7 protein-coding genes and 1 pseudogene are annotated in these 8,616 nt (G+C 43.9%); 1 reads left to right on the top strand and 7 read right to left on the bottom strand.

Annotated features, from left to right (window positions below; genetic code table 11):
• Window positions 1–172 precede the first annotated feature (172 nt).
• The gene (locus FY557_RS19740; RefSeq protein ID WP_149248941.1) at window positions 173–1,000 is read left to right on the top strand and encodes a T9SS type A sorting domain-containing protein; all 828 of its coding nucleotides are present in this window, start codon (window positions 173–175) and stop codon (window positions 998–1,000) included.
• Between the two features lie 99 nt (window positions 1,001–1,099).
• On the opposite strand, the gene FY557_RS19735 is transcribed toward FY557_RS19740, so the two are convergent.
• The 7 genes and pseudogenes from FY557_RS19735 to pcaF all read right to left on the bottom strand — a co-directional run.
• Window positions 1,100–1,786, bottom strand: a complete 687-nt coding sequence (locus FY557_RS19735; RefSeq protein ID WP_149248940.1) for an SMUG2 DNA glycosylase family protein — start codon at window positions 1,784–1,786, stop codon at window positions 1,100–1,102.
• 15 nt (window positions 1,787–1,801) lie between these two features.
• Window positions 1,802–2,557: a DUF4241 domain-containing protein gene (locus tag FY557_RS19730; RefSeq protein ID WP_149248939.1), complete on the bottom strand. Its 756-nt coding sequence runs from the start codon at window positions 2,555–2,557 to the stop codon at window positions 1,802–1,804.
• A 32-nt stretch (window positions 2,558–2,589) separates the two neighbouring features.
• Window positions 2,590–3,126: an SMI1/KNR4 family protein gene (locus FY557_RS19725; RefSeq protein ID WP_149248938.1), complete on the bottom strand. Its 537-nt coding sequence runs from the start codon at window positions 3,124–3,126 to the stop codon at window positions 2,590–2,592.
• Between the two features lie 64 nt (window positions 3,127–3,190).
• Window positions 3,191–5,686: a phenylacetic acid degradation bifunctional protein PaaZ gene (gene paaZ, locus FY557_RS19720; RefSeq protein WP_149248937.1), complete on the bottom strand. Its 2,496-nt coding sequence runs from the start codon at window positions 5,684–5,686 to the stop codon at window positions 3,191–3,193.
• Between the two features lie 79 nt (window positions 5,687–5,765).
• A complete protein-coding gene (locus tag FY557_RS19715; protein WP_149248936.1) occupies window positions 5,766–6,596 on the bottom strand; it encodes an alpha/beta hydrolase in 831 nt (276 codons plus the stop codon).
• A 29-nt stretch (window positions 6,597–6,625) separates the two neighbouring features.
• Window positions 6,626–7,219: a transferase hexapeptide repeat family protein gene (locus FY557_RS19710; RefSeq protein WP_149248935.1), complete on the bottom strand. Its 594-nt coding sequence runs from the start codon at window positions 7,217–7,219 to the stop codon at window positions 6,626–6,628.
• Between the two features lie 116 nt (window positions 7,220–7,335).
• Window positions 7,336–8,487: pseudogene (pcaF, locus tag FY557_RS19705) on the bottom strand (3-oxoadipyl-CoA thiolase); the annotation flags it as partial.
• Between the last annotated feature and the right edge of the window lie 129 nt (window positions 8,488–8,616).

Raw genomic sequence — 8,616 nt, 5'->3', positions numbered from 1 at the left:
AATTTATTGAATTACATACTTGTGCATTATGAATATTTACCGTTACTTTGGAATGTTAAAAAAATACTAATTTCTGGTTATCAATGGTATTGTCCGAACATCCAGACAGAACATTTAAAAGCAATAAACCAGTCTCTTCAAAACATAAATTTAACCTAAATATTTTAAAATTATGAGAAACACAACTCTACTTTTTATCTGGAGCCTTTTAATTTCCGGCTTCACCTCTGCACAAACGAGCACCGAGCAGTTTGAAACCGAAACTGCCGGCAACACCAGCTTCACAGACAACGGGGTTATTTTCAACATCCTGTCCACAGTAGCCACCTACAGCATCAATTCCGTAACATCAGCCGGATGGAACGGAACCGCAGTGAGCGACCGCTTTATCGACAACACCGGAACGTCTTCTTCACAATTTGCCAGCTCGTCGCTGGCCATTAAAACAACATCCAACCTGTTTAAAGTGAACAGATTCTGGGTATATCTGGGTGATGCTAACAATGCTTTGGGTAGTGCAGGAACACTTACAATTACGGGAAGGCTTTCCGGAGTAACCAAATTTACCCAGACCAAAACTACCAATTTTAATACTACAGCCGTTACAACCAACGGATATACGCTGATTGACCTGACGAATCTTAACGGACAGAATTACTCCAACCTTGTTATTGACGAACTTAGAATTACCCTTGGCGGAAATTTCAGGTACATGAGACTGGATGCCTTTACTTGGGTGAAAGACGCCGGAATTGTTCTGGCGGCTAATGAGGTAAAAGCTTCTAAAAAAGCCAACAAGGTCTATCCGAATCCTACCAGCGGTCCCCTTACCATTGAGGCTACGGAAAATTCCAAGTTTGAAGTGTACAGCCAGTCAGGACAACTTGTTAAAACGATTGAAGCCGGAAAAGGGGTAAATCAAGCAAACATTACTGAGCTTCCCAGAGGAACTTACCTGATAAAATCTTCTTCAGAAGTTTACAAAATCATTAAAAAGTAAAATATTCCAACTCATAACCGAGAGAGTTGGAAAGAGGCAATTATACCGTAACGGTTATAATATATAATGTGATGAGATCCTCCGATGAATTTCGGGGGATCATTTTTTTAAGGCTAAAATATATTTATCTATATACAGCTGCTTCTCCTTCGATTTGTACTGCTGGATGTATCTCGGATGCTCCAGGACCGTCATTTTATCGAATAAATTAGCCTCCTGGTTGATCTTTGCGATAAAATCCGCATTCTTCTTGCCCATGATAAAAATTTCAGACGGATCAAGATTCAGGCTGAGATGCTTCTTTAAAGTATCGATCATAAAGTCCTTTACGGCAGCAAATAGCGTTTTATCATCATAGTAATTGGCATTTACCCAACCGCTCTTCGATTTCCTCACAATGGCCAGCGGGAAAGGTGAATTGATGTAGACATTGCTATAGAATTCTTCGGCACCGCCATATTCCGCAATCATATCGTAAACGAAAACCGAGGAAACCTCATGGGTATAAGCTGAGGTCATTTTAATTCTACAAATGCTTTCCAGCCTTTTGGTATCCGTAAAGGGAACTCCGGTAACTCCGGAACCGTGGCGGCTCGGATTGATTCCCAAAAGGAACTTCCGACGGTTGGAATCGTCATAATATTTGCGGTAAAACTGCTGCATCACGTCCAGCGTTTCGGAATTATCCAGATACGGATTCATTACCATAAAATCATCCGGAAGTTTTCCGCTGTAATGGAGATTTTTATTGAATTCGATAACCTCTTCGGCAAAAGTTTTTTTCATATTCGATTATACAATTTAAACAACATCTTCATCTTCATCTTCATCTTCATCTTCATCTTCATCTTCACTTAATGCCAGCTCAATATCGATAAACTGAATATAAAGCCCGCAAATATGGTTGTTTTCATCATAAGCAAAATACACCGGATAACCGCCATCGCCGAAACCGCTGGCAAACATCGGAATCTGATAAGCCGTTCCTGGGATGATCCAGTTGATCCAGTCGCCACCTTTCCGTTGATTGTCGGGGTACATTTCGTAACTTTTCCTGAATAGCTCTGCAAAATAATCATCATACAGGTTGTCTCCACTGAATTCTTTTACAAAACGGTCAAAAGCGGGAAGCGCCTCAGCATCGGCAATACAGGCCAGCCCGGCATCTACATGGAATCCGAAGTAATCATCCTGCTGTATACCTTCAAGGTTTTCATTTCCGATTAAAGCTTCCTGATAACGGACGGGCTTTTCCTGAGTAAATTCTACTTTTACCGCAGCATACCGGTTGCCCCATTCTTCAGACTTTACCACGGCAACCGTCACCGGAAAAGTTCCTTTGGGAACTTCGGTAAAATAAGGCTTTTCCCCGGAACTCAGAAAGACCAACGGATCCCTCACCAGTATTTTTCCGGTAGGAATCGAAACCTGGCCAATCATCATCTTTTCCATAGGCAGGCCGCAGACCTCATCCGAAATAAAATAGGTCTCCAGATCGGTCGGACAAACCAGAATATGCTTCACTTCTTCATATTTTTCCATCCAGCTCTTGTTCATCTGTATCGTAATTTAATTTTAAAGCAATTTATTTATTCCGGATCAAAATATTCTTCCGGTTTCAATCCTTTAATAAAGGTTTCAAAGTCTTTGGCCAGGAATGTTTTCTTATAATCCGCTTCCTGATCCACATGCACCACTTCGGGCTCTCCGGCTTTACCGCATTTGGAATAATCCAGCAAGATCATATCGTGTCCTGCAGAAGGACAGTCGCATACGTAGATCCCATCATCCGGATAACCCCATTCTTCAATCATGAAACGGCTGCCCAGTTCTCCGCAAAGCGAATAGGTCTTTTCCCTTCCGATCCCCATAATTCCGGTAATGGCAATATGATCCTCTGCCCATGAAGTGCCTTCGGTTGCCGGAAAGCAGCTTCGTTCCACCAATCCGCCATTCTGTATACGCATCAATTCGATATAGGATGCCGGAAGCTGATAACCCAGCTCCTGCTCTACTGAAAGAATGGTTTCCTCTTCCGGAAACGGTTCGATATAATCCCTTTCGGAATAACTGCTTTCATTCCAGAAACCGGTGAAATCAAAGTCTTTGAAAAATGGCTGTTCCATAATCTGCATTAAAAAAGGAACCTCTAAAAAAAGGCTCCTTTAAATTTATGAATTTTATTTTGCATTATACCAATCCGAACTGCTCGAAATGATGGGTAAAATGTTTACGGTGCATTAGCTCCCACATTTCCTTATTGAGTTTTCCGAATACGAAATTCATGTGCTCGGCCTGCGGATTTTCTTTGTAATATACTGAGAATCTTTTCAGGTTATCCAGGAATGACTGCCTGGCAGCATCAAGGTTTTTATGCTTCAGTTCCGGCAGAGAACCGTCTGCGTTCAGGAACGGGGCCTGGAAATCCTTCGGCATTTTCCTGTGCGTGTATAGTGAATCCTGCCATTTTTCCAGCTGTTCTTCAGGAGTGAAACACTGATCGGCTTCCGGTTCCCCTAAACTTACCAATAACCCATGCTCCAGGTGTTCGATCATCTGCTGAGGAGACATTTTCCCCCACTGTGAAGGTGTTTTCTCCGTTAAGCCATTCAGGATTTTCTGAATATTCTTTACATTCAGATCGATGAAAGGAGAATGTTTCGCCACCAGAGTAAGAATCGTTGCTACACAAACCACCTCTTCTCTCTGATTTACCACTTCCACTAACCACTTTACAACGCCGGAAGGAATATTTCTTCCTTTTACGCCACGGTTGATTTTTTCTTTAGCTGTTAAGTAAACAGTAATCGTATCTCCGGCATACACCGGCTTGAAGAACGAGCAGTTTTCCAGTCCGTAATTGGCGATAACCGGCCCTTTCTTTCCGGAAACGAATAATCCTGCCGCCGCGGAAAGAATGAAGTATCCATGGGCAACCGTCTTATCGAAAATGGTTCCCGTTAAACTTGTCGCATCCGTGTGGGCATAGAAATGATCCCATGAAACATTGGAAAAGTTTACAATATCAGCATCGGTAACGGTTCTTCCTGCCGTTTCCAGCGAATCACCGATTTCCACTTCTTCAAAATACTTCCGGAACGGATGTTTGTCGGAATATTTCTTTTCCGCACCCTGCTGGTATACTTTCGTAATCGCCGTCAGAATATCCGGTGACCCCTGAATGGCTGTTTTCTGAAGGAAAAAATGAAGACCATTCAGTCCGCCCATCTCCTCGCCTCCTCCGGCTCTGCCGGGGCCGCCATGCATCAACGTCGGGAGCGGTGAGCCGTGACCGGTGCTTTCTTTGGCATTATCCCTGTTGAGGACGAAGATTCTTCCGTGCTGGGAAGCCATTTTCCATGACGTTTCGGCTACGAATTTTTCATCGTGAGAAATAATAGATCCTACCAGACTTCCTTTTCCTCTTTTGGCCAGAGCCGCTGCTTCTTCAGCATCTTTGTATGGCATTAAAGTTGAAACCGGGCCAAAGGCTTCGACGTCGTGGGAGATATTTTTTTCGAAAGGTTTATCGTTGAAGAATAATTTAGGGCTCATGAAGGCTCCGTTTTCGTAATCGGCATCTACCAGTTCGTGCTGTCCGTCATAAATCAGTTCCGTTTCTGCTTTCAGTAAATTGACTTTTCTCAACACCTCATCATATTGCTGTCTTCCAACCAGAGATCCCATCTTCGTTTCACGACTTAAAGGATTTCCGATTTTGGTCTGGTCCAAAGCTTTTGATAAAGCCTGCTGAACATCGCCTACTAAATTCTCAGGAACGATGATTCTTCTGATGGCCGTACATTTCTGCCCGGCTTTGGTAGTCATCTCGTTGCGGACCTCTTTGATGAATAAATCGAATTCCGGAGTGCCCGGTTTCGCTTCCCGTCCTAAGATCGAACAGTTCAGGGAATCGGCTTCCATGTTGAAACGAACGGCATTACCTGCTACTGACGGTAATGATTTTAATTTCCTTCCCGTGGTCGCCGAACCGGTAAAGAGCACGGAATCCCCATCCTGAACATAATCCAGGATATTTCCCGGCTCCCCGCAAACCAGCTGCACCGCTCCTTCAGGCAAAAGGCCGCTTTCGATCATATCCTGAAACACCGCATTGGTAAGATATGAACCGAACGGTGAAGGCTTCACAATGGAAGGAACACCCGCCAGCAATGAAGTCGACAGCTTTTCCAGCATCCCCCAAACCGGGAAATTGTACGCATTGATCTGAACGGAAACCCCTTCACTCGGCGTTAAAATATGGGTTCCCACGAAAGTTCCGTTGGCCGAAATTTTCTGGGTTTCCCCATCTACCCAGAACGGTGTATTCGGAAGCATTCTTTTTGCCAGCCCGGAATACGTAAAGAACGTTCCGAAACCTCCTTCGATATCCACCCATGAATCCACGTGGGTTGCTCCCGTTTTATAGGACAATTCGTAATACTTTTTCTTTCTTTCAAGAAGGTAAAGTGCTACCTTTTTCAACATTTCCCCACGGTCATAGAACGTCATGGACGAAAGGTTATTATATCCTATGGTCCTTCCATAGTCCAGGGCCTGGTCGAAATTAAGTCCTTCAGTATCTGAAACGGCTACCTGCTCGCCTGTCACGGCATTATACAGAGGAATTCCGGTTCCGGTTCCTTCGATCCATTCGCCGTGGATATAGTTTTTTAATTTTTGCATATCGTTTTAATTTAACAATGTAGCCATGTAACAGTTTATCAATTTCATTATTACATTTTACATTGGTATATTGGTATATTTATTTTTTCGGTTCCTGATAGGGAAATAGTTTCACCAGCCCTTCATAAAGGCTTCTGTGCAAAATAGTGGCGTGATTGTCTGTTTCCATCATTTTATATTCTACTGTCCAGTTCTTTTTGCCGGACTTTTTCAGAATATCATACAGATTTTCAGCGTCTTTTACCATTACCGGATGTTCTCCTTTCCCTACGGAAATATAAATAAATTTCTTCGCATCCGGAATTTTGGTTAACCACTGGTCTGCACTTTTCAATAAGCTTTCATCATCCCACCATAAGCTGGGGCTGATGATAAAATAATTATCAAACATTTCAGGCTTTTTCAGCAAAATTTCCGTTGCCAGCAATCCGCCCAGCGATTGTCCAAATAAATAGGTGTCGGTTACTTTAAACTGGTTTCCGATATAGGGTTTCAATTCTTTTTCAAGAAAGCCGATAAACTTGTGAGAATGCCCCGTCGTAGGATAATCCTGTTGCAAATCTTTTAAGTCTGTATGAAAAGTGAAGTCTTTTTTCCGGTCAATATTTGCAATCCCGACCACAATCGTTTCCGGCATGGCGTACATCTGGTTGAAAAACTGCACCAGTCCGGTGACATGAATAAAATCTTCATTCATGCTTCCATCCAGCAGATAAATCACCGGATAAGATTTAGATTTATTAAAATTCTGCGGAAGATAGATGTTTAAAGTTCTGTCTTCATCCAGGATTTTAGATTTTAAAGTTCTGATCTCCCCAATCGTCAACGGTTTTATGCTGCTATTCTGAGCAGAAACCACACCTGAAAGTACCAGCAGCATGTTACAGATCAACAGTATTTTTTTACCCATCTTTTCCATTTCTCTAAACATTGCAAAAGTTACTTTACATCATCCCAAATACTGTAATCCACAACCTTCGTTGGGATCTGCTGCACATATTCAGTGAACGGTTCACAGGGAAGAATGGCATCTTTTCCTTCTCTTGCCAGTTCCTGATACAGTCGGGTGCCTTCAGTCTTCCACTTGATCATTTCCTCAGAAACATCACGGATAATTTTTGCCGGGCTTCCCACAATCAGCTTTCGGGCTTCGCACCTGAAATTGGCGGGAACAAAAGCCAGTGCACCGATGATGCACTCGTCACCGATGACCGCTTTGTCCATCACGACGGCATTCATTCCGACCAGGCAGTTTCTTCCGATATGTCCGGAATGGATGATCGCACCGTGACCGATATGCGCGGATTCTTCTAGGATGGTTTCAATACCCGGAAAAACGTGCAGCGTACAGTTTTCCTGAACATTCGCGCCGTCCTTCACAATGATTTTTCCCCAGTCGCCGCGGATAACTGCATTCGGACCGACATACACTTCTTCACCGATTTCCACATTCCCGATGATGACCGCCTGCGGATGAATGTAGGCAGAAGGCTTGATGATCGGCCGGATGCCGTGGTATGAGTAGATATTCATAAGCTTAATTTGAAAATTTGAGAATGAGTTAATTTGAAAATTCTTGAGTACTGCAATCTGAGAACTTAAAATTGTTATAATCATTTTCAAATTCTCAAATTAGCACATTTTCAAAATTAAACCCGTTCAATCACCATCGCATAGCCCTGGCCTACACCGATACAAAGGGTACACAAAGCGTATTTCTTATTCTGTTTCTGAAGTTCCATAGCGGCAGAACCAATGATCCTCGCTCCGGAAACGCCCAGCGGGTGACCGATGGCAATGGCGCCCCCGTTTGGATTTACCCTGGAATCATCGTCTTTTAATCCTAATGATCTTGTTACGGCCAAAGCCTGGGCAGCAAAAGCTTCGTTCAGTTCGATGACATCCATATCTTCCAATGACAGGTCCAGTCTCTTCAACACTTTTTGAGCAGCTTCTACCGGACCGATTCCCATAATTCTCGGTTCTACACCTGCAACGGCTGATCCTAAAATTTTAGCGATCGGCTGCAGTCCGTATTTCTGTACTGCTTCCTCGCTGGCTAAAATGAGGGCAGCAGCGCCGTCGTTCATGCCTGACGCATTTCCTGCGGTTACTGTTCCCCCTTCTTTTCTGAAAGCGGGACGAAGCTTTGCCAGTCCTTCCATCGTAGAAGCAGGCTTGATGAATTCGTCTTTATCGAAAACTTTAGGTTCCCCTTTTTTCTGCGGGATTTCCACTTTTACGATTTCTTGCGCCATTCTTCCACTTTCCTGTGCTTTGGAAGCCTTCTGCTGAGACCATAAAGCAAACTGATCCTGGTCTTCGCGGCTGATTTTGTGCATATCGGCTAAGTTTTCGGCTGTTTCCCCCATGCCGTCGACCCCGTACATTTCCTTCATTTTCGGGTTGACAAATCTCCACCCGAAAGTGGTATCGAACATCTGGCTGTCCCGGCCGAATGCGGTGCCTGGTTTTGACATCACATATGGCGAGCGGGTCATATGCTCTACGCCTCCTGCGATATAGATTTCCCCTTCTCCGGCAGCAATCGCACGGAAGGCATTCGCCACCGCAGACATTCCCGAAGCACACAGCCTGTTTACCGTTTCACCCCCGATTTTATACGGCAGTCCGGCCAACAGCAGGGCCATTCTCGCCACATTCCTATTGTCTTCACCGGCCTGATTGGCACATCCGAAGATCACGTCTTCAATTTCCTCTACCGGAACTTCCGGGTTTCTTGCGATGATTTCTTTGATGACAATGGCTGCCAGATCATCGGCTCTTACTTCCGAAAGGCCTCAAGGTGAAGTTACGAATTTAAAGGTTATCTGACAGCGTTTAACGATGTTTTATCGGATTTTGTTGCAGCATATTGCCCGCCACGATCGAAGCTCAGATAAATACCATCTTGTTAGGCCGTTTCTGTA

Source organism: Chryseobacterium sp. SN22 (genome assembly GCF_008329705.1).
Classification (GTDB): domain Bacteria; phylum Bacteroidota; class Bacteroidia; order Flavobacteriales; family Weeksellaceae; genus Chryseobacterium.
Note: the sequence above shows the minus strand (reverse complement) of the source record. Positions and strands in the feature narration are given on the sequence as shown.